This is a genomic window from Yokenella regensburgei (genome assembly GCF_003634235.1).
Classification (GTDB): domain Bacteria; phylum Pseudomonadota; class Gammaproteobacteria; order Enterobacterales; family Enterobacteriaceae; genus Yokenella; species Yokenella regensburgei.
This window is the reverse complement of the sequence record NZ_RBIZ01000009.1, coordinates 22,358-42,087: the sequence shown is the minus strand read 5'-3', so window position 1 is coordinate 42,087 and position 19,730 is coordinate 22,358. Positions and strand designations below refer to the sequence as shown.

Annotated in this window: 20 protein-coding genes; 15 read left to right on the top strand and 5 right to left on the bottom strand. The window is 56.0% G+C overall.

The window, feature by feature from the left end:
* The first annotated feature begins 230 nt into the window (after positions 1–230).
* The gene (cyaA, locus tag C7387_RS22195; protein ID WP_120817518.1) at positions 231–2,777 is read left to right on the top strand and encodes a class I adenylate cyclase; all 2,547 of its coding nucleotides are present in this window, start codon (positions 231–233) and stop codon (positions 2,775–2,777) included.
* A 45-nt stretch (positions 2,778–2,822) separates the two neighbouring features.
* On the opposite strand, the gene cyaY is transcribed toward cyaA, so the two are convergent.
* Positions 2,823–3,143 (bottom strand): iron donor protein CyaY, encoded by a 321-nt coding sequence (gene cyaY / locus C7387_RS22190; RefSeq protein WP_006816611.1) that lies wholly within the window; start codon positions 3,141–3,143, stop codon positions 2,823–2,825.
* Between the two features lie 137 nt (positions 3,144–3,280).
* On the opposite strand from cyaY, the gene lptM reads away from it, so the two are divergent.
* The 8 genes from lptM to corA all read left to right on the top strand — a co-directional run bounded on the left by lptM (position 3,281) and on the right by corA (position 10,196).
* Positions 3,281–3,484, top strand: coding sequence for an LPS translocon maturation chaperone LptM (lptM, locus tag C7387_RS22185; RefSeq protein WP_006816610.1), 204 nt, complete (start codon positions 3,281–3,283; stop codon positions 3,482–3,484).
* Between the two features lie 36 nt (positions 3,485–3,520).
* Positions 3,521–4,345, top strand: a complete 825-nt coding sequence (gene dapF, locus C7387_RS22180) for a diaminopimelate epimerase (protein ID WP_120817527.1) — start codon at positions 3,521–3,523, stop codon at positions 4,343–4,345.
* Positions 4,342–5,049: a DUF484 domain-containing protein gene (locus C7387_RS22175; protein ID WP_006816608.1), complete on the top strand. Its 708-nt coding sequence runs from the start codon at positions 4,342–4,344 to the stop codon at positions 5,047–5,049. Before dapF ends, C7387_RS22175 begins: the two co-directional genes overlap by 4 nt.
* Entirely contained in the window at positions 5,046–5,948 is a 903-nt protein-coding gene (xerC, locus tag C7387_RS22170; protein ID WP_038252977.1) for a tyrosine recombinase XerC, read from the top strand. The genes C7387_RS22175 and xerC overlap by 4 nt, the downstream gene beginning before the upstream one ends.
* Positions 5,948–6,664 carry a 5-amino-6-(5-phospho-D-ribitylamino)uracil phosphatase YigB gene (gene yigB / locus C7387_RS22165; RefSeq protein WP_120817517.1) on the top strand — a complete coding sequence of 239 codons (717 nt, stop codon included), beginning with the start codon at positions 5,948–5,950 and terminating at the stop codon, positions 6,662–6,664. Before xerC ends, yigB begins: the two co-directional genes overlap by 1 nt.
* 64 nt (positions 6,665–6,728) lie before the next feature.
* Positions 6,729–8,891 carry a DNA helicase II gene (gene uvrD, locus C7387_RS22160; RefSeq protein ID WP_038252974.1) on the top strand — a complete coding sequence of 721 codons (2,163 nt, stop codon included), beginning with the start codon at positions 6,729–6,731 and terminating at the stop codon, positions 8,889–8,891.
* 148 nt (positions 8,892–9,039) lie between these two features.
* The gene (ysgD, locus tag C7387_RS23425) at positions 9,040–9,096 is read left to right on the top strand and encodes a YsgD/CorL family protein (protein WP_350338171.1); all 57 of its coding nucleotides are present in this window, start codon (positions 9,040–9,042) and stop codon (positions 9,094–9,096) included.
* Between the two features lie 149 nt (positions 9,097–9,245).
* Positions 9,246–10,196 (top strand): magnesium/cobalt transporter CorA, encoded by a 951-nt coding sequence (corA, locus tag C7387_RS22155; RefSeq protein WP_006816604.1) that lies wholly within the window; start codon positions 9,246–9,248, stop codon positions 10,194–10,196.
* 43 nt (positions 10,197–10,239) lie between these two features.
* Here the strand turns inward: corA and rarD are convergent, their stop codons facing one another.
* The gene (rarD, locus tag C7387_RS22150; protein ID WP_006816603.1) at positions 10,240–11,136 is read right to left on the bottom strand and encodes an EamA family transporter RarD; all 897 of its coding nucleotides are present in this window, start codon (positions 11,134–11,136) and stop codon (positions 10,240–10,242) included.
* A gap of 51 nt (positions 11,137–11,187) precedes the next feature.
* Positions 11,188–11,655, bottom strand: coding sequence for an acyl-CoA thioesterase YigI (yigI, locus tag C7387_RS22145; RefSeq protein ID WP_006816602.1), 468 nt, complete (start codon positions 11,653–11,655; stop codon positions 11,188–11,190).
* 159 nt (positions 11,656–11,814) lie between these two features.
* Here yigI and pldA point away from each other — a divergent pair, with 159 nt between their 5' ends.
* From pldA to rhtC, 3 genes are all read left to right on the top strand, one after another.
* Positions 11,815–12,684 carry a phospholipase A gene (gene pldA, locus C7387_RS22140; RefSeq protein WP_038252972.1) on the top strand — a complete coding sequence of 290 codons (870 nt, stop codon included), beginning with the start codon at positions 11,815–11,817 and terminating at the stop codon, positions 12,682–12,684.
* A gap of 67 nt (positions 12,685–12,751) precedes the next feature.
* Complete coding sequence (recQ, locus tag C7387_RS22135; RefSeq protein ID WP_038252970.1) at positions 12,752–14,581, top strand: ATP-dependent DNA helicase RecQ; 1,830 nt, start codon at positions 12,752–12,754, stop codon at positions 14,579–14,581.
* A 61-nt stretch (positions 14,582–14,642) separates the two neighbouring features.
* Positions 14,643–15,263: a threonine export protein RhtC gene (gene rhtC, locus C7387_RS22130; RefSeq protein ID WP_006816599.1), complete on the top strand. Its 621-nt coding sequence runs from the start codon at positions 14,643–14,645 to the stop codon at positions 15,261–15,263.
* Here rhtC and rhtB read toward each other — a convergent pair.
* Entirely contained in the window at positions 15,260–15,880 is a 621-nt protein-coding gene (rhtB, locus tag C7387_RS22125; protein WP_120817516.1) for a homoserine/homoserine lactone efflux protein, read from the bottom strand. The two genes, rhtC and rhtB, sit on opposite strands and share 4 nt — an antisense overlap.
* A 109-nt stretch (positions 15,881–15,989) precedes the next feature.
* Between rhtB and pldB the strand changes: the two genes are divergently transcribed.
* The 3 genes from pldB (at position 15,990) to C7387_RS22110 (ending at position 18,801) form a co-directional block, all read left to right on the top strand.
* Positions 15,990–16,982: a lysophospholipase L2 gene (gene pldB / locus C7387_RS22120; RefSeq protein ID WP_038252966.1), complete on the top strand. Its 993-nt coding sequence runs from the start codon at positions 15,990–15,992 to the stop codon at positions 16,980–16,982.
* Positions 16,983–17,013: 31 nt separating this feature from the next.
* A complete protein-coding gene (gene yigL, locus C7387_RS22115; RefSeq protein WP_038252964.1) occupies positions 17,014–17,811 on the top strand; it encodes a sugar/pyridoxal phosphate phosphatase YigL in 798 nt (265 codons plus the stop codon).
* Between the two features lie 90 nt (positions 17,812–17,901).
* A complete protein-coding gene (locus C7387_RS22110; RefSeq protein ID WP_038252962.1) occupies positions 17,902–18,801 on the top strand; it encodes a carboxylate/amino acid/amine transporter in 900 nt (299 codons plus the stop codon).
* Here C7387_RS22110 and metR read toward each other — a convergent pair.
* Positions 18,689–19,642 (bottom strand): HTH-type transcriptional regulator MetR, encoded by a 954-nt coding sequence (metR, locus tag C7387_RS22105; RefSeq protein ID WP_006816594.1) that lies wholly within the window; start codon positions 19,640–19,642, stop codon positions 18,689–18,691. The genes C7387_RS22110 and metR overlap by 113 nt on opposite strands.
* Positions 19,643–19,730 lie beyond the last annotated feature (88 nt).

The window sequence follows — 19,730 nt, the reverse complement described above, 5'->3', positions numbered from 1 at the left end:
GAGTTTACGCGTTTTATTCAGTGCTACACTTGTATGTAGCGCATCTTTCTTTACGGTCAACCGGCAAGGTGTTAAATTGATCACGTTTTAGACCATTTGTTCGTCAATGCGACAACAACGAAAACGACGACAAACGGTAACGGTTGTTTTTTGACTTACTGTAACCCTCCGTATCCCCCGCGGTTTACCCGCTTTCTGATACGCCGGGTTTGAACATCAGGCGAAATGTCTTGTACCTCTATATTGAGACACTTAAACAGAGACTGGATGCCATCAATCAATTGCGTGTGGATCGCGCGCTTGCTGCCATGGGCCCTGCTTTCCAGCAGGTCTACAGTCTACTGCCGACATTGTTACACTATCATCATCCGCTGATGCCGGGTTACCTCGACGGTAACGTTCCCTGTGGCATTTGCCTTTACACGCCTGATGAAACCCAACGCCACTACTTAGACGAACTCGAACTGCACCGCGGTATGCCGCGTCAGGACACGCCGCAGGGTGAATTGCCTATCACCGGTGTCTACACCATGGGCAGTACCTCTTCGGTGGGGCAGAGCTGTTCGTCTGACCTCGATATCTGGGTCTGTCACCAGGCCTGGCTCGATAACGAAGAGCGCCAACTTCTGCAGCGTAAATGCAGCCTGCTCGAGAGCTGGGCGGCATCCCTCGGCGTTGAAGTGAGTTTCTTCCTGATTGACGAAAACCGCTTCCGCCATAATGAGAGCGGCAGCCTCGGTGGTGAAGACTGTGGTTCAACGCAGCACATTTTGCTGCTCGACGAATTTTATCGCACCGCGGTGCGCCTCGCCGGGAAACGTATTCTGTGGAATATGGTGCCGTGCGCGGAAGAAGATCATTACGACGACTACGTGATGACGCTGTACGCCCAGGGCGTACTGACGCCGAACGAATGGCTCGATCTCGGCGGTATGAGCTCGCTGTCGGCGGAAGAGTACTTCGGCGCAAGCCTGTGGCAGCTCTACAAAAGTATTGATTCCCCGTATAAAGCGGTGTTGAAAACGCTGCTGCTGGAAGCCTATTCCTGGGAATACCCCAACACCCGCCTGCTGGCGAAAGACATTAAACAGCGCCTGCACGACGGCGAGATTATCTCCTTTGGTCTCGATCCGTACTGCATGATGCTGGAGCGCGTCACTGAGTATCTGAAGGCTATCGAAGACGAAACTCGTCTCGACCTGGTTCGCCGCTGTTTCTACCTCAAAGTCTGCGAAAAACTGAGCCGCGAACGCGCCTGCGTAGGCTGGCGACGTGAAGTGCTGAGCCAGCTGGTGCAAGAGTGGGGCTGGGACGACGCCCGCCTGACGATGCTCGACAACCGCGCTAACTGGAAGATTGACGAAGTACGCAACGCGCACAACGAGCTGCTCGATGCGATGATGCAGAGCTACCGTAACCTGATCCGCTTCGCGCGCCGTAACAACCTCAGCGTTTCTGCAAGCCCGCAGGATATCGGTGTACTGACCCGTAAACTGTATGCCGCTTTCGAAGCGCTGCCGGGTAAAGTGACGCTCGTGAACCCGCAAATTTCGCCGGATCTTTCCGAACCGAACCTGACGTTCATCCACGTGCCGCCGGGCAGAGCCAACCGTACCGGTTGGTATCTCTATAATCGTGCGCCGAATATGGAGTCGATCGTCAGTCATCAGCCGCTGGAATATAACCGTTATCTTAATAAGCTGGTGGCCTGGGCCTGGTTTAACGGCTTGCTGACCTCACGTACCCGTCTGTTTATTAAGGGCAACGGCATCGTTGACCTGGCAAAACTGCAGGAGATGGTGGCCGACGTGTCGCACCACTTCCCGCTACGTCTGCCGGCGCCAACGCCAAAAGCGCTCTACAGCCCTTGCGAAATCCGCCATCTGGCGATCATCGTTAACCTCGAATATGACCCCACGGCCGCGTTCCGCAACCAGGTGGTACATTTCGATTTCCGTAAGCTGGACGTCTTCAGCTTTGGTGAAGAGCAAAACTGTCTGATAGGCAGCGTCGATCTGCTGTACCGAAACTCGTGGAACGAAGTGCGTACGCTGCACTTCAACGGCGAACAGGCGATGATCGAAGCGCTGAAAACGATTCTCGGCAAAATGCACCAGGATGCCGCACCGCCGGACAGCGTTGAGGTGTTCTGCTACAGCCAGCACCTGCGCGGCCTGATCCGTACTCGCGTACAGCAGCTGGTGTCAGAGTGCGTTGAGCTGCGTCTCTCCAGCACTCGTCAGGAAACCGGGCGCTTTAAAGCGCTGCGCGTGTCGGGCCAGACCTGGGGTCTGTTCTTCGAGCGCCTGAACGTGTCGGTGCAGAAGCTGGAAAACGCCATCGAGTTTTACGGTGCTATTTCTCACAACAAGCTGCACGGTCTGTCGGTACAGGTTGAGACCAACCATGTCAAACTGCCGTCAGTGGTCGATGGTTTTGCCAGTGAAGGGATCATCCAGTTCTTCTTTGAAGACACCAGTGATGACAACGGCTTCAACATTTACATTCTTGATGAGACTAACCGGGTAGAGGTGTATCACCACTGCGAAGGCAGTAAAGAGGAGCTGGTGCGTGACGTCAGCCGCTTCTACTCGTCGTCGCACGATCGTTTTACCTACGGCTCCAGCTTCATCAACTTCAACCTGCCGCAGTTCTACCAGATTGTGAAGGTCGACGGGCGCGCGCAGGTAATCCCGTTCCGCACCCAGACGGTGGGGCCGGTTACCGCCGAGAGTCAGGAAAACGCGGCGCCGCTGCTGCAGCAGTATTTCTCCTGAGCCGTCGCAAGCCCGGCAAGCGTTTAGCGCTACCGGGCAATGCTGTTAGCGGAAACTTACGTCCTCACCTGCCTGCGCAGTCGCCGCCTTCTCCAGTAAACTCCAGAACTCTTCGCCGCTGCGATCGCAGATCCACTCATCTCCTTGCAGAGAAAAATGGTAGCCGCCCTGTTTAGTTGCGAGCCACACCTGATGCAGCGGCTCCTGACGGTTGATGATAATTTTGCTACCGTTTTCGAAGGAGAGCGTTAGCACGCCGCCGTTTATTTCGCAGTCGATATCGCTGTCGCCGTCCCAGTCGTCGAGACGCTCTTCAATGGTGAGCCACAGGGTATCTGCCAGGCGATGAAATTCACTGTCGTTCATTGTCGTTTCCCATTTTTTAGTGATGCGGCAGTATACCGTGAAACATAATGCGTTGCAGTCGGGCGCTAAACGCTTGCTTTTACGTCTTCTCCTGCGATGATAGAAAACAGAAAGTTTGAACAACAGGCACTTTAAGAATGAAAAACGTGTACCGAACGCTCGCCGTATTACTGACGATGTTCAGCCTGACCGGCTGCGGCCTGAAGGGGCCTCTCTATTTCCCGCCGGCAGATAAAACCGCGCCGCCGCCGACCAAACCGGTCGACAGCAAAACTCAGAGTACTTCGCCGGATCGTAACGATCGCGGTGTTGATGGTGGGCCGACTCAGGTCAATCTCTGACGGTTCCAGGCGGTTTCTGCGTGAGTGGGGTGAATGATGCAGTTCTCTAAAATGCATGGCCTGGGCAACGACTTTATGGTCGTTGATGCGGTGACGCAGAATGTGTTCTTTTCTCCGGAGCTTATCCGACGGCTGTCGGACAGGCACCTTGGCGTGGGTTTTGATCAACTGCTGATCGTGGAACCCCCGTACGATCCGGAGCTTGATTTTCACTACCGCATTTTTAATGCTGATGGCAGCGAAGTTTCCCAGTGTGGCAACGGGGCGCGCTGCTTTGCGCGTTTCGTTCGCCTGAAGGGCCTGACCAACAAACGTGATATTCGGGTCAGTACCGCGAATGGTCGCATGGTGCTGAGCGTCACCGACGATGACCTGGTGCGTGTCAACATGGGCGAGCCGAACTTTGAGCCCTCTCAGGTGCCATTCCGCGCTAACAAAGCGGAAAAGACCTATATCATGCGCGCCGCGGAACAGACCATCATGTGCGGCGTGGTGTCGATGGGCAACCCGCACTGTGTGATTCAGGTTGATGACGTCGAAACGGCGGCCATCGAAACGCTGGGTCCGGTGCTGGAAAGCCACGAGCGTTTCCCGGAACGGGCCAATATCGGATTTATGCAGGTCGTCAAACGCGACCATATTCGTCTGCGCGTCTATGAACGTGGCGCAGGGGAAACTCAGGCCTGCGGTAGCGGTGCCTGCGCGGCCGTTGCTGTTGGTATTCAACAGGGGTTGCTGGCAGAAGAAGTACGCGTGGAATTACCAGGCGGGCGATTAGATATCGCCTGGAAAGGTCCGGGTCAACCGTTGTTTATGACTGGCCCGGCGGCACATGTCTACGACGGGTTTATTCACTTATGAAACAAGTCGGGGAAGAACAGCAGGACGAAATCGCAACGCTTAACGATCGCGCCGTGGTGGAGTACCTGTTGCAACATCCTGAGTTTTTTATCCGCAACGCCCGCTGGGTGGAGCAGATGCGGGTACCTCATCCGGTGCGCGGGACCATCTCGCTGGTGGAGTGGCATATGGCGCGGGCGCGGAATCACATCAACGCGCTCGAAGAGAATATGTCGATGCTGATGGAACAGGCGACGGAGAACGAAAGTTTGTTCTATCGCCTGCTGCATCTGCAAACCCGGCTGGCCGCGGCTGAAAGCCTCGACGATCTCCTTAATCGCTTCCATCGCTGGGCGCGGGAGTTGGGGTTAGCCGGTGCCACACTGCGTCTGTTCCCTGACCGCTGGCGTATTGGTGCGCCTTCCAGCGCCACCCGGCTTGCGCTTTCGCGCCAGGCGTTCGAACCGCTGCGGATTCAGCGTCTGGGACATGAGCGGCACTATCTCGGCTCGCTGAACGGCCCTGAGCTGCTGCTGGTCCTGCCAGAAGCGAAAGCGATCGGCTCTGTGGCAATGTCGATGATGGGTAGCGATGGCGATTTGGGGATTATCCTTTTCACCAGCCGCGACGCGCATCACTACCAGCAGGGACAAGGCACGCATCTGCTGCAGGAAATCGCGCTGATGATGCCGGGGCTACTGGAGCGCTGGATTGAGCGCGTATGACCGATTCCCCGCTGCACGAACCGGTAACACGCTTTTTACGCTATCTCGGCGTTGAGCGTCAGCTCAGCCCGGTCACGCTGCTGAACTATCAGCGTCAGCTTGATGCCGTCATTACGCTTGCCGGGGAAACCGGCGTAAAAAGCTGGCAACAATGTGATGCTGCAACGGTGCGTAGCTTTGCAACCCGCAGTCGCCGTAAGGGCCTTGGCCCGGCGAGCCTTGCGCTGCGGCTTTCCGCCCTGCGTAGTTTCTTCGACTGGCTGGTAAGCCAGGGCGAGCTGTCGGCGAATCCTGCCAAAGCGGTTTCAGCCCCGAAAACACCGCGCCATCTCCCTAAAAATATCGACGTTGATGACGTCAATCGTCTGCTGGATATCGATCTTAACGATCCGTTAGCCGTCCGCGACCGCGCGATGCTGGAAGTGATGTACGGCGCCGGGCTGCGTCTGTCTGAACTGGTTAACCTCGATATCAAAAACCTGGACCTGTCGACCGGTGAAGTGTGGGTGATGGGGAAGGGCAGCAAAGAGCGGCGTTTACCCATCGGGCGGAATGCGGTGGTGTGGATTGAGCACTGGCTCGATCTGCGCGGACTGTTCGGCGGCGATGACGAAGCGCTGTTTTTGTCGAAGCTTGGCAAACGCATCTCGGCGAGAAACGTCCAGAAGCGTTTTGCCGAGTGGGGCATCAGGCAAGGCCTGAACAGCCACGTTCACCCTCATAAATTGCGGCATTCGTTCGCCACCCATATGCTGGAGTCGAGCGGCGATCTGCGTGGGGTTCAGGAGCTGCTGGGGCATGCTAACCTGTCGACGACCCAAATCTATACCCATCTTGATTTTCAACACCTTGCCTCGGTGTACGACGCGGCGCATCCACGCGCCAAACGGGGGAAATAATGCGTTTTTACCGCCCATTAGGTCAGATTTCGGCTTTGACGTTTGACCTGGACGATACCCTTTACGATAACTATCAGGTGATCCGCACCACGGAACAAGAGTCGCTGGCGTTTGTGCAGAACTATCATCCGGCGATGAAGGGTTTTGAGAGCAATGACTTCCTGCAGGTGCGCCAGGCGCTGCGCCGGGCCGAGCCGGAAATTTACCACGACGTGACCGAATGGCGACGTCGGGCAGTAGAGCAAGCGATGCTCAGCGCGGGATTAAGCCCGTCAGAAGCCAGCATTGGCGCGCATGCGGCGATGCTGTATTTTGCCCAATGGCGTAGCCGGATTGATGTGCCAGAAGAAACCCATGACACGCTCGCCAGGCTTGCGAAAAAATGGCCGCTGGTAGCGATCACTAACGGTAACGCTCAGCCGGAGCTGTTTGGTCTCAATGACTACTTCCGCTTTGTGCTGCGCGCAGGCCCGGACGGGCGCTCCAAACCTTTCTCCGACATGTATCATCTGGCGGCGGAACGACTGGAAGTCCCGATCGAGCAAATTCTGCACGTCGGCGATGACCTCACCACCGACGTCGCCGGTGCCGTCCGCTGCGGGATGCAGGCCTGCTGGATCAACCTGCGAGAAGGGTCGTTGATGGAAATTCATGATAGCCGTCTGCTGCCGCACGTAGAAATTTCCCGGTTGGCATCCCTCACCACGCTGATATAATCACCAGTAACTCTGTATAAATTTCCAGGGGTTCTCTGAGCCCCGATATTCTCCGGCGGTGCCAATGGACGTTTCTTACCTGCTCGACAGCCTCAATGACAAACAGCGTGAAGCCGTGGCGGCGTCGCGCACCAATATGTTGGTCCTCGCCGGGGCGGGCAGCGGTAAAACACGTGTGCTGGTGCACCGCATCGCCTGGTTGCTGAGCGTAGAAAACTGCTCGCCGTACTCCATTATGGCGGTGACTTTTACCAACAAAGCGGCGGCGGAAATGCGCCATCGTATCTCTCAGTTGATGGGCACTTCCCAGGGCGGAATGTGGGTGGGGACCTTCCATGGCCTGGCGCATCGTCTGCTGCGTGCGCACCATCTGGATGCGAATCTGCCGCAGGATTTCCAGATCCTCGACAGCGAAGACCAGCTGCGTCTGCTGAAACGCCTCATCAAGGCGATGAACCTGGATGAGAAGCAGTGGCCACCGCGTCAGGCGATGTGGTACATCAATAGCCAGAAGGACGAAGGACTGCGTCCGCATCATATTCAGAGCTACGGTAATCCGGTCGAACAGACCTGGCAGAAGGTGTATCAGGCCTACCAGGAAGCCTGCGATCGCGCAGGGCTGGTGGATTTTGCCGAACTGCTGCTGCGCGCGCACGAACTGTGGCTCAATAAACCGCATATTCTTCAGCACTACCGCGAGCGTTTTACCAACATTCTCGTCGACGAATTCCAGGATACCAACAACATTCAGTACGCCTGGATCCGCCTGCTGGCGGGTGACAGCGGCAAAGTGATGATCGTTGGTGACGATGACCAGTCGATCTACGGCTGGCGTGGTGCGCAGGTGGAGAACATCCAGCGCTTCCTGAACGATTTCCCGGGCGCGGAAACTATTCGTCTCGAACAGAACTACCGTTCAACCAGCAACATCCTGAGCGCGGCTAACGCCCTGATTGAAAACAACAACGGGCGACTGGGGAAAAAACTGTGGACCGACGGTGTCGACGGTGAACCTATCTCGCTTTACTGCGCCTTCAACGAACTCGACGAAGCCCGCTTCGTGGTGAACCGGATTAAAACCTGGCAGGACAACGGCGGAGCGCTGGAAAAATGCGCCATTCTTTATCGCAGCAACGCTCAGTCGCGCGTGCTGGAAGAGGCGTTGTTACAGGCGAGCATGCCATACCGTATTTATGGCGGAATGCGCTTCTTCGAACGCCAGGAAATCAAAGACGCCCTCTCTTACCTGCGCCTGATTGCAAATCGCAATGACGATGCCGCTTTTGAGCGCGTGGTGAATACGCCAACTCGTGGGATCGGCGATCGCACCCTTGACGTAGTGCGCCAGACTTCCCGTGACCGCCAGCTTACCCTGTGGCAGGCATGCCGCGAGTTACTGCAGGAGAAAGCGCTTGCAGGCCGCGCCGCCAGTGCGCTCCAGCGGTTTATGGAACTGATTGATGCGCTGGCGCATGAAACTGCCGATATGCCTCTGCACGTGCAGACTGACCGGGTGATTAAAGACTCCGGCCTGCGCACAATGTATGAGCAGGAAAAAGGCGAGAAGGGCCAGACCCGAATCGAAAACTTAGAGGAGCTGGTGACGGCAACGCGCCAGTTCAGCTACAACGACGAAGATGAAGATCTGCTGCCGCTGCAGGCGTTTCTCTCTCATGCCGCGCTTGAGGCGGGTGAAGGGCAGGCCGATACCTGGCAGGACGCGGTACAGCTGATGACGCTGCACTCGGCAAAAGGGCTGGAATTTCCGCAGGTGTTTATTGTAGGAATGGAAGAGGGGATGTTCCCGAGCCAGATGTCGCTCGATGAAGGCGGGCGTCTGGAAGAAGAGCGTCGTCTGGCCTACGTCGGCGTCACCCGCGCGATGGAGAAGCTGACGCTGACCTACGCGGAAACGCGCCGCCTGTACGGTAAAGAGGTCTATCATCGGCCGTCACGGTTTATCGGCGAGCTGCCGGAAGCCTGCGTGGAAGAGGTACGCCTGCGCGCGACGGTGAGCCGTCCGGTCAGCCATCAGCGCATGGGTACACCGATGTCGGAGAACGATACCGGCTACAAGCTCGGCCAGCGCGTGCGCCACTCGAAATTCGGTGAAGGTACCATCGTGAATCTGGAAGGCAGCGGCGAACACAGCCGTTTGCAGGTGGCGTTCCAGGGGCAGGGTATCAAATGGCTGGTGGCAGCCTATGCCCGTCTCGAAACCGTGTAACTTTCAGAAAAATATCATTATTTTGTAATAATCTGCTAGCCTTATAAGCCAGAGGGGAATTTATACCTGCTGGCGTTTCGTTGCATGTTGACGCTGCATTAGTGCTGGCGTAACATGCGCGCACGATTACGCTAAGAGGACATTCGCCTTGGACACACCCAGTAGATGCTGGCTCAATTTCCTGTCAACCAGGAACAACTCCTAAGGCTATCCTCGAATGCTGATAGCCTTAGCGGTTGTCAGCGACCTGAATTACTCCCGTCGCGCTGAGTCAGGCTTAATGGTCTGAAACCCCATTTGTTTCTGTGTGCCCACCGAACTGTCCGATAATTTTTTGCATTGGGAGTCCCGGTCATGCTGAGCGCATTTCAACTGGAAAACAATCGCTTAACGCGTCTTGAAGCGGAAGAGATCAAACACCTGGCAAGTTCAGTGTGGGTTGACCTCGTCGAGCCAGACGACGAAGAGCGAAGCCGTGTGCAAACGGAATTGGGCCAGAACCTGGCTACCCGTCCTGAACTGGAAGACATCGAGGCCTCCGCGCGATTCTTTGAAGACGAAGACGGTCTGCACATTCACTCATTTTTCTTTTTTGAAGATGCTGAAGACCACGCCGGTAACTCAACCGTGGCATTTACCATTCGTGAAGGACGTCTGTTCACCCTGCGTGAACGCGAACTGCCGGCGTTTCGGCTCTACCGTATGCGCTCCCGTAACCAGGAGATGGTGGACGGCAACGCCTATGAGCTGCTGCTGGATCTGTTCGAAACCAAAATTGAACAGCTGGCGGATGAGATCGAAAACATTTACAGCGATCTGGAAAAACTGAGCCGCGTTATTATGGAAGGCCAGCAGGGCGACGAGTATGACGATGCGCTCTCGACGCTGGCAGAGCAGGAAGATATCGGCTGGAAGGTTCGTTTGTGTCTGATGGATACCCAACGCGCACTGAACTTCCTGGTGCGTAAAGCGCGTCTGCCGGCGGGTCAGCTGGAGCAGGCTCGTGAGATCCTGCGCGATATCGAATCCCTGCTGCCGCACAACGAATCCCTGTTCCAGAAAGTGAACTTCCTGATGCAGGCGGCGATGGGCTTCATCAACATCGAGCAGAACCGCATCATCAAGATCTTCTCGGTGGTATCCGTGGTGTTTCTGCCGCCGACGCTGGTGGCCTCAAGCTATGGGATGAACTTTGAGTTTATGCCGGAGCTGCGCTGGAGCTTTGGTTATCCCGGCGCGATTATTTTTATGATCCTCGCCGGGCTTGCGCCATATCTCTACTTCAAACGCCGTAACTGGCTCTGAGTGACGGCTTATCAGGCCTACGTATTCTGTAGGCCTGATAACGCTACAGCCCTTTACGCGTCCTGCGTAACGTATACACCGCATCCATCACGAAAATCGCCAGCGCGACCCAGATAAACGCGAAGGTCAGCATCTTGTCTGCCCCCGGCACTTCGCCGTAAAACGTGACCGCCAGCAGGAACATCAGCGTAGGACCAATGTACTGGAAGAATCCCAGCGTCGAAAGGCGCAGGCGAGTGGCCGCACCGGTAAAGCACAGCAGCGGGATCGTCGTCACCACGCCTGCGGCAACCAGCAGCAGATTCAGCGACAGCGGGTTTTGCCCCATATGGCTGGTGCTGCTATCGGCGATACCAAACAGATAAATAGCAGCAACTGGCAGCAGCCACAGGGTTTCGAATAGCATTCCGGTTTGTGCATCCACGGCGATTTTTTTGCGTACCAGGCCGTAGAAGGCGAAGCTGAAGGCCAGCCCCAGGGCGATAAGCGGCAGAGAACCAAAAGTCCACAGCTGAACCAGCACCCCGCACGCCGCCAGGATCACCGCTAACCACTGCATGCGGCGGAAGCGCTCGCCGAGGAAAATCATCCCGAGCAAAATATTCACCAGCGGGTTAATAAAGTAGCCAAGGCTCGCTTCGAGCATATGGTGGTTATTCACCGCCCAGATGAAAAGCAGCCAGTTTCCGCCAATCAGCACCGCGGAGAGCGCCAGCATGAATATTTTCTTTGGCGTTTGCAGCAGGACCTTCACCCGCGGCCACTGGCGGCTGATGCTCATCAGCGCCACCATAAAGAAAAATGACCAGATCACACGATGGGTGAGGATTTCGTCGGCGGGAACGTAGTAAATCAGCTTGAAGTACGCCGGTGCGATACCCCAAATAAAATAAGCGGCGAGTGCGAGTAACACACCCAGCCGCGTTTGTTTAGCATCCATCGGTTAAATTCCTTGCAAAAATGTGAAGGGATTTTACTCGATAATGACGATTCAACCCACCATATACGTTGCCGTAGCGCTGGCAATATAGAGCTGTTCTTCGTTGTGCAGCTCAACACGGGCAACGGCCACTTTATTCCCGGCGCGCAGCAGGCTGCTGGTGGCGGTAAAGCGGTTACCGCGGCCAGGGCGCAGATAATCGACGCGCAGATCGATAGTCCCCATGCGCGACAGGCGCTGGCGCAGCTCATCTTCGTTAATGGTGTCATGGCGCGTCAGCGTGCTGCCAACACATACCAGCCCTGCTGCAACATCCAGCACTGACGCTATAACTCCGCCGTGCAAAATGCTCTGTGCCCAGTTACCGACCATCATCGGCTGGTTGTTAAAGCAGAGCTCGGCGTACTCTTTTTCGTAGCGGGCAAGCTCCAGCCCCAGCGCGCGGTTGAAGGGCATGTGATAGACGAAAATTTCTCCCACCATCTTTAACGCCGCTTCCGCGGTTAATTCAGCAGACATAACAAGCCTTCCGTTGGTTAATGAAATGTTGATTTTATGCTTATGTATTGTTGTTTTCCACTTTAAGAACCGACGGGCAGGAAAGCAGGGCGTAACGATGTAGAATGAAACCAGAATAAAAATAGTGATAAAAATCTTAAGTTCAGGAGAACAATACTGATGAGGAAAACTCTGGGATGGTGGTTTGCTCTTGCCGGACTGCCGCTGACGGCGCTGGCGCAGGAAGCCACTATGAACACGGTCAAAGACACCCCAGCCGTGCGCGGCAGCATCATTGCGAACATGCTTCAGGAGCACGACAACCCTTTCGTGCTCTACCCCTACGAAAGCAATTACGTGATTTACACCTGGACCAGCGATCTCAATAAAGAGGCCATCCGCAGCTATGACTGGGCGGAGCATGCGCGTAAAGATGAGGTGAAATTCCAGCTGAGCCTGGCGTTCCCGCTGTGGCGCGGCATTCTGGGAGACAACTCGGTGCTGGGCGCCTCTTATACCCAAAAATCCTGGTGGCAGCTATCTAACAGCAAAGAATCGGCACCGTTTCGTGAAACCAACTACGAGCCGCAGCTGTTTCTCGGTTTTGCCACCGACTACCAGTTTGCCGGGTGGACGCTGCGTGACGTGGAGTTTGGTTATAACCATGATTCAAACGGCCGCGCTGACCCGACCTCGCGCAGCTGGAATCGACTCTATACCCGCCTGATGGCGCAAAACGGCAACTGGCTGGTGGAAGTGAAACCCTGGATGGTTATCGGCAATACCACCGATAATCCGGACATCACCAAATATATGGGCTACTACCGCCTCAAAATTGGCTATCAGCTGGGTGATGCGGTGCTGAGTGCACAGGGGCAGTACAACTGGAACAGCGGCTACGGCGGCGCCGAGCTGGGCGTGAGTTACCCGGTGACCAAACACGTGCGCGTTTATACCCAGGTTTACAGCGGCTACGGTGAATCTCTTATCGATTACAACTTTAACCAGACGCGCGTCGGCGTTGGGGTTATGCTAAACGATCTGTTCTAAAGCATTGCAGTTTGGCGCGTAGGCGATGAAAATAGCGCCTGTTTTTAATTCGGGGAATGGGGTCACAGTGGCACAGGCGGAAGTATTTAATCAACAATCGCTGGCGAAGCAGGTTTTACAGGAGACCTTCGGCTACCAGCAGTTCCGCCCGGGCCAGGAAACCATTATTGAGACCGTGCTGGAAGGACGCGACTGTCTGGTGGTCATGCCCACCGGAGGCGGTAAATCGCTTTGCTACCAGATCCCAGCACTGGTGCTCGATGGCCTGACGGTAGTGGTTTCCCCGCTGATTTCGCTGATGAAAGACCAGGTCGATCAGCTACTGGCCAACGGTGTGGCTGCGGCGTGCCTCAACTCGACTCAGACCCGTGAGCAGCAGCAGGAAGTCATGGCCGGATGTCGGACAGGCAAAATTCGTCTGCTGTACATTGCACCCGAGCGTCTGATGCTTGATAACTTCCTCGATAACCTCAGCCACTGGAATCCGGTGATGCTGGCGGTGGATGAGGCGCACTGTATTTCTCAGTGGGGGCATGATTTCCGCCCGGAATATGCCGCACTCGGCCAGCTACGCCAGCGCTTCCCGGCGCTGCCGTTTATGGCGCTGACCGCCACCGCAGACGACACTACCCGGCTGGATATTGTCCGCCTGTTGGGGCTCAACGATCCGCTGATTCAGATAAGCAGCTTCGATCGCCCGAACATCCGCTATATGCTGATGGAGAAGTTTAAACCGTTGGATCAGCTCATGCGCTACGTGCAGGAGCAGCGCGGTAAATCGGGCATTATCTACTGCAACAGCCGCGCCAAAGTGGAAGATACCGCTGCCCGCCTGCAAAGCCGTGGGATCAGCGCTGGGGCTTACCATGCCGGGCTTGAAAATCACATCCGTGCCGAGGTGCAGGAGAAATTCCAGCGCGACGACCTGCAAATTGTTGTGGCGACCGTGGCGTTCGGGATGGGGATCAACAAGCCCAACGTGCGCTTCGTGGTGCACTTCGATATTCCGCGCAATATTGAATCTTACTATCAGGAAACCGGCCGTGCCGGGCGTGACGGCCTGCCGGCAGAAGCGATGCTGTTCTACGATCCGGCCGATATGGCGTGGCTGCGGCGCTGCCTGGAGGAGAAACCTGCCGGGCAACTGCTGGATATTGAACGTCACAAACTGAATGCGATGGGCGCTTTCGCGGAGGCGCAAACCTGCCGTCGTCTGGTGTTGCTGAACTACTTTGGCGAGGGGCGGCAGGAGCCGTGCGGCAACTGCGATATCTGCCTTGATCCACCAAAACAGTACGACGGTCTGGAAGATGCGCGCAAAGCGCTGTCGACCATTTATCGCGTCAACCAACGCTTCGGGATGGGGTACGTGGTGGAAGTGCTGCGCGGGGCAAACAATCAGCGCATTCGCGAGCTGGGCCACGACAAACTACCGGTGTACGGTATCGGGCGTGAAAAAAGCCACGAACACTGGGTGAGCGTTATCCGTCAGCTGATCCATCTCGGTTTCGCGACGCAGAACATTGCCCTCCATTCAGCCCTGCAGCTGACCGAAGCCGCGCGGCCGGTGCTGCGCGGCGATGTCCCATTGGCGCTCGCGGTACCGCGTATTATCGCTCTGAAGCCGCGCGTGATGCAGAAAGCGGCGGTGGGCAACTACGACCGCAAGCTCTTCGCCAAGCTGCGTAAACTGCGCAAAGCTATCGCCGATGAAGAGAACATCCCGCCTTACGTGGTGTTCAACGACGCAACGCTTATCGAAATGGCCGAGCAGATGCCGCTTTCGGCGAGCGACATGCTCAGCGTTAACGGGGTCGGGATGCGCAAGCTGGAGCGCTTTGGTAAAGAGTTTATGGCGCTTATCCGCTCGCATGTTGACGGTGACGACGAAGAGTAGTCAGCCGGGCAAAAAAGTGCCAGTATGGTGACTCACTGAACTATTTCCCCGCGAGTTATTTATGTTGATGCTATTTCTGACCGTGGCGTTAGTGCACATCATTGCGCTGATGAGCCCGGGGCCGGATTTCTTTTTCGTTTCGCAAACCGCTGTGAGCCGTTCCCGCAAAGAAGCCATGATGGGCGTGCTGGGGATCACCGCCGGCGTGATGGTCTGGGCAGGCGTCGCGCTGCTGGGCCTGCACCTAATCCTCGAAAAAATGGCATGGCTGCATAACATCATTATGGTGGGCGGCGGCCTGTACCTGTGCTGGATGGGCTACCAGATGCTGCGCGGGGCGCTGAAAAAACAGAAACCCACTACCGATGCGCCGCAGGTTGAGCTGGCCCAGAGTGGCCGGAGCTTTATCAAAGGGCTGCTGACCAATCTGGCAAATCCGAAGGCGATTATCTATTTCGGTTCGGTGTTCTCACTGTTTGTTGGTGACGATATTGGCGGAGCCGAGCGCTGGGGTATTTTCCTGATGATTGTGGTGGAAACATTCGCCTGGTTCACTGTGGTGGCAAGCCTCTTCGCTTTACCAGCGATGCGCCGTGGCTATCAGCGGATGGCGAAGTGGATTGATGGCGTCGCCGGCACGTTATTCACCGCCTTTGGTATCCACCTGATCCTCTCCCGTTAAGCATGTCGCGCTGTGGCCAACAGCGCGCCAACCAGCATAAACAGCGATCCAAACGCTTTATTCAGGGCCCTCATTTGACGGGGGCCCTTGATCCAGGTCGCAATCCGTGTGGCGAGCGTCGCGTAGCCAATCATCACGATAATATCTACCGCAACGGTCGTCACGCCGAGCACCACATACTGCATAACCTGAGGCTGATTCGGGATAACAAACTGCGGGAAAAGTGCGGCAAGAAACACAATGCTCTTCGGGTTAGTCAGATTGACGAAAACCGCGCGGCGGTAGAGCGTGCGGCGAGACTGCGTTTTTGCCAGCTGATTTAAATCGATAGCACCCGCCGCCCGCCACTGCTGAATACCGAGCCAGATAAGATAGGCGGCTCCGGCCCATTTCAACACTTCGAAGGCGAACACCGAGCGTGAGAACAGGGTTCCCAGACCCACACCGACCAGCAGGATGTGCACGCTAAGGCCGGTCTGCAACCCGGCAATCGACGCCGCTGCACCGCGATAGCCGTAGTTAAGGGCGGTCGTCATGGTATTAATGGCTCCCGACCCTGGTGACAGACTAAAAATGACGGATGTCAGCAGATAGGCGAACCACCATTCGAAGGTCATGAGAAACTCCCGGATTGACTATTTTTATGCCACAATACGCTTTGTTCCAGCGATGTACTATCGACTGAAACAAAAATGATAAACGTCGATAAGCGAGAGTGGATACCCGATGTTTCGTCAGCAAAATGACTGGGAAACAAGAGAAAACGCGTTTGCTGCATTCACCATGGGGCCGCTGAACGATTTCTGGCAGCAACGAGAAGAAGCGGAATTCACCGGAGTGGATAACGTTGCGGTGCGTTTTGTCCGTTTTTGCGCGCCGGGAAATGACCGGGTGGTTGTAGTCTGCCCTGGACGAATCGAAAGCTACGTGAAATATGCCGAAGTCGCGTGGGATCTCTTCCATAGCGGCTTTGATGTGCTGATTATCGACCACCGCGGGCAGGGGCGTTCCGGGCGAATGCTGTCGGATACTCACCGCGGGCATGTCGTCAACTTTAGCGACTACGTGGACGATCTGGCAGCGTTCTGGCACCAGGAAGTAGCCCCAGGCCACTGGCGTAAACGCTTCATTCTGGCGCATTCGATGGGCGGCGCGATTGCCACGCTGTTTTTACAGCGCCACGCGCCCCAGTGCGATGCCATCGCGCTGAGCGCCCCGATGTTCGGCATTATCATTCGCCTCCCGGACTGGATGGTGCGCCATTTGCTCGACTGGGCGGAAGGGCATCAACGGATCCGCGAGGGTTATGCTATTGGTACCGGGCGCTGGCGGGCACTGCCGTATGGCATGAACGTGCTGACGCACAGTAAAGAACGCTATCGACGAAATCTGCGTTTTTATTCCGACAACCCGCAGCTGCGCGTTGGCGGCCCAACCTGGCACTGGGTGCGGGAAGGGATGCTGGCCGGTGAGCAAGTGCTCGCTGGGGCAGCAAAAGACACCACTCCGGTTTTGCTGTTGCAGGCAGAGGACGAGCGGGTGGTGGATAATCGTATGCATGAGCGTTTTTGTGAAATTCGCGCCGAAGCGGGTTATCCCTGTGAAGGGGGTAAACCGTTTGTCATCGAAGGCGCGTACCATGAGATCCTTTTCGAAAAGGACAATATGCGCTCGGTCGCGCTCAATGCCATCGTCGATTTTTTCTCTCGACATGATTAATGATGTTTTACTCCAGAGGTTAAATTTTCCTATGTACCAGGTTGTTGCGTCTGATTTAGATGGCACGCTGCTCAATCCCGATCACATGTTGTCTCCCTACACCAAAGAAACCCTGAAGCTCCTGACTCAGAAGGGGATCCACTTTGTCTTCGCCACCGGTCGTCACTACATCGACGTCGGCCAGATCCGCGATAATCTGGGTATCAAAGCCTATATGATCACCTCCAACGGTGCGCGAGTACACGATACCGACGGTAACCTGGTGTTCTCTCATAACCTGGATCGTGATATCGCCGCTGACCTGTTTGGCGTAGTGCACAACAACCCGGATATCGTGACCAACGTCTATCGCGATGACGAATGGTTCATGAACCGCCATCGTCCGGAAGAGATGCGTTTCTTCAAAGAAGCGGTGTTCAATTACTCACTCTACGAGCCGGGTCTGCTGGAGCCGGAAGGCATCAGTAAAGTCTTCTTCACCTGTCAGGATCACGAAACGCTGCTGCCGCTGGAGCAGGCGATCAACGCCCGCTGGGGCGATCGCGTGAACGTTAGTTTCTCTACCGTAACCTGTCTTGAAGTGATGGCGGGCGGGGTATCAAAAGGCCACGCGCTGGAAGCCGTGGCGAAAGCGATGGGCTATGGTCTGAAAAACTGCATCGCCTTCGGCGATGGTATGAACGATGCTGAGCTGCTGTCGATGGCGGGCAAAGGCTGCATTATGCAGAATGCTCACCAGCGTCTGAAAGACCTGCACCCGGAGCTGGAAGTGATTGGCTCCAACGCTGATGATGCGGTAGCGCATTATCTGCGCAAGATGTATCTCTGATAAATAACCTGACGACTGGGTTATTATTAACCAGTCGTCAACCTTCATGTCCGCTACACTATCTCTCCATCTTCCTGAGAGACTTTCATTGTGGCGTTACTCATCATCACCACGATCCTGTGGGCCTTCTCCTTTAGCCTGATTGGCGAATACCTCGCCGGACATGTCGACAGCTATTTTTCCGTGCTGATGCGCGTTGGTCTGGCGGCGCTGGTATTCCTGCCGTTCCTGCGTCCTCGTGGGCAAACGCTGAAAACCATTGCCCTGTATATGCTGGTGGGCGCATTACAGCTGGGCATCATGTACCTGTTCAGCTTCCGGGCTTATCTCTACCTGACGGTGTCAGAATTCCTGCTGTTCACTGTGCTGACACCGCTGTACATCACGCTTATCTACGATCTGTTGAGTAAGCGCAAACTGCGCTGGGGCTATGCGCTGAGCGCGCTGCTGGCGGTGGTTGGTGCGGCGATTATCCGTTATGACAAAGTGAGCGATCACTTCTGGACCGGGCTGATGCTGGTGCAGTTGGCGAACATCAGCTTTGCGATAGGCATGGTGGGTTACAAGCGTCTGATGGAAGTTCACCCGATGCCGCAGCATAACGCCTTTGCCTGGTTCTACCTTGGCGCGTTTCTGGTGGCGGTGGTGGCCTGGTTTGCGCTGGGGGATCCGCAGAAATTACCCACGACCACGTTGCAATGGGGCATTCTGGTGTGGCTGGGTGTGGTGGCATCCGGGCTCGGCTACTTCATGTGGAACTACGGTGCAACCCAGGTGGATGCCGGTACGCTCGGTATCATGAATAACGTGCACGTACCGGCAGGGCTGTTGGTCAACCTCGCTATCTGGCAGGTTCAGCCCCACTGGCCGAGCTTCATTATTGGTGGAACGGTGATACTGGCTTCGCTGTGGGTCCATCGCCGCTGGGTCGCTCCGCGTTCTTCACAAACGGCAGATGATCGCAAGCGTGGTTCCGCGCTGAACGAATAAAGGCTTCTGTTACCGGCTGACGCTGTTCGCCGTCGCGCACGGCGGCGTACAGCCGGCTCCACAATCCCTCGCCCAGGGTTTTGGTTACCACCAGACCCTGGCGCTCAAAGCTCTCCACCACCCAGTGCGGCAGTGCCGCAATCCCCATGCGGGCGGCCACCATCTGCACCAATAGCAGAGTGTTATCCACGCTTTTCAGCGACGGGCTCACTCCTGCAGGCTGCAGGAAATGACGCCAGATATCGAGCCTTCCACGCTGAACCGGATAGATAAGCAGGGTTTCGCTGGCGAGATCTTCAGGCGTAATGCGCGTCTTTGCGGCCAGCGGATGCTCTGGCGCGAGGATCAGCCGTACTTCGTAATCAAACATCGGCGAGTAGTGCAGCCCGCTACGCGGCAGAATATCTGAGGTCAGTACGATATCGAGCTCGCCCTGCTGGAGCGCAGGCTGCGGATCGAAGGTGACGCCGGATTTAAAATCCATCTCGACCTGCGGCCAGTGGTGGCGGAAGTTTTCCAGCGCCGGGGTCAGCCACTGAATACAGCTATGACACTCGATGGCAATTCGCAGGGTGGTCTGCTGTGGCTCGTTGCAGGACTGAAGCGCCCGGCTGATTTGCGGCAGTACCTGACTCGCCAACTGCAGCAGAATTTCACCCTGCGGTGTAAAGCGCAGCGGCTGACTCTTACGCACAAACAGCCGAAAGCCAAGGCGTTGTTCCAGATCGCTGAACTGATGGGAAAGGGCGGACTGAGTCTGGTGTAGCGTCGCCGCAGCGGCAGCGAGTGAGCCCGTGTTCCGTAACGCCTGCAGCGTTTTCAGGTGTTTTATCTCGATCATGAAAGTCCTTCACTTCGGCATGAACAAATTGCGCTTGAGGAATATACAGTAACTGCCAATTATAGATGTGTAAACATCCAGACGTCTA

Excerpts from the sequence above, each read along its gene's own strand:
- cyaY (WP_006816611.1), bottom strand. The coding sequence starts at position 3,143 with ATGAACGACAGTGAATTTCATCGCCTGGCAGATACCCTGTGGCTCACC.
- lptM (WP_006816610.1), top strand. The coding sequence starts at position 3,281 with ATGAAAAACGTGTACCGAACGCTCGCCGTATTACTGACGATGTTCAGC.
- dapF (WP_120817527.1), top strand. The coding sequence starts at position 3,521 with ATGCAGTTCTCTAAAATGCATGGCCTGGGCAACGACTTTATGGTCGTT.
- C7387_RS22175 (WP_006816608.1), top strand. The coding sequence starts at position 4,342 with ATGAAACAAGTCGGGGAAGAACAGCAGGACGAAATCGCAACGCTTAAC.
- xerC (WP_038252977.1), top strand. The coding sequence starts at position 5,046 with ATGACCGATTCCCCGCTGCACGAACCGGTAACACGCTTTTTACGCTAT.
- yigB (WP_120817517.1), top strand. The coding sequence starts at position 5,948 with ATGCGTTTTTACCGCCCATTAGGTCAGATTTCGGCTTTGACGTTTGAC.
- uvrD (WP_038252974.1), top strand. The coding sequence starts at position 6,729 with ATGGACGTTTCTTACCTGCTCGACAGCCTCAATGACAAACAGCGTGAA.
- corA (WP_006816604.1), top strand. The coding sequence starts at position 9,246 with ATGCTGAGCGCATTTCAACTGGAAAACAATCGCTTAACGCGTCTTGAA.
- rarD (WP_006816603.1), bottom strand. The coding sequence starts at position 11,136 with ATGGATGCTAAACAAACGCGGCTGGGTGTGTTACTCGCACTCGCCGCT.
- yigI (WP_006816602.1), bottom strand. The coding sequence starts at position 11,655 with ATGTCTGCTGAATTAACCGCGGAAGCGGCGTTAAAGATGGTGGGAGAA.
- pldA (WP_038252972.1), top strand. The coding sequence starts at position 11,815 with ATGAGGAAAACTCTGGGATGGTGGTTTGCTCTTGCCGGACTGCCGCTG.
- rhtC (WP_006816599.1), top strand. The coding sequence starts at position 14,643 with ATGTTGATGCTATTTCTGACCGTGGCGTTAGTGCACATCATTGCGCTG.
- rhtB (WP_120817516.1), bottom strand. The coding sequence starts at position 15,880 with ATGACCTTCGAATGGTGGTTCGCCTATCTGCTGACATCCGTCATTTTT.
- pldB (WP_038252966.1), top strand. The coding sequence starts at position 15,990 with ATGTTTCGTCAGCAAAATGACTGGGAAACAAGAGAAAACGCGTTTGCT.
- yigL (WP_038252964.1), top strand. The coding sequence starts at position 17,014 with ATGTACCAGGTTGTTGCGTCTGATTTAGATGGCACGCTGCTCAATCCC.
- metR (WP_006816594.1), bottom strand. The coding sequence starts at position 19,642 with ATGATCGAGATAAAACACCTGAAAACGCTGCAGGCGTTACGGAACACG.